General features: G+C 68.2%; 1 protein-coding gene. It reads right to left on the bottom strand.

Translation table 11 applies throughout. The features are described from left to right. Window positions 1–327: TonB-dependent receptor (locus tag EN850_RS34825; RefSeq protein ID WP_136093020.1), on the bottom strand; the 327-nt coding region annotated here is incomplete at both ends.

Genomic DNA, 327 nt, shown 5'->3' with positions numbered 1-327 from the left:
CCGGGTCTGCCGCCTGCGAATACTGCGCATACAGGCTCAACGTCGGCTGCAGCGCGAATACCGTGCCTGCACGCCAGCCGGTGCTGCTGTAGGTCTTCGAGAACGCGTTCTGGCCGCTGATCAAATCGGTGCGATCAATGCGCGCGCGGTCGTGGCGCAGGCCACCCAGCACCGACCAGCGCTCGCTCAGCGCCAGCCGGTCTTCCACGAACAGCGCGTACTGCTCGGCACGGTTACGGTAGCGCGGCAGGTTCGGCGCGTCGCTGGCGAACTGGCCCGGCACCGAATCGAACGGATCGACCGGGCCCGAGCTGCCGGGATCGGTCG

This window comes from Mesorhizobium sp. M8A.F.Ca.ET.207.01.1.1 (assembly GCF_004794715.1).
Taxonomy (GTDB): domain Bacteria; phylum Pseudomonadota; class Alphaproteobacteria; order Rhizobiales; family Rhizobiaceae; genus Mesorhizobium.
The sequence above is the reverse complement of the archived record's forward strand: the minus strand, read 5'-3'. Positions and strand labels throughout refer to the sequence as shown.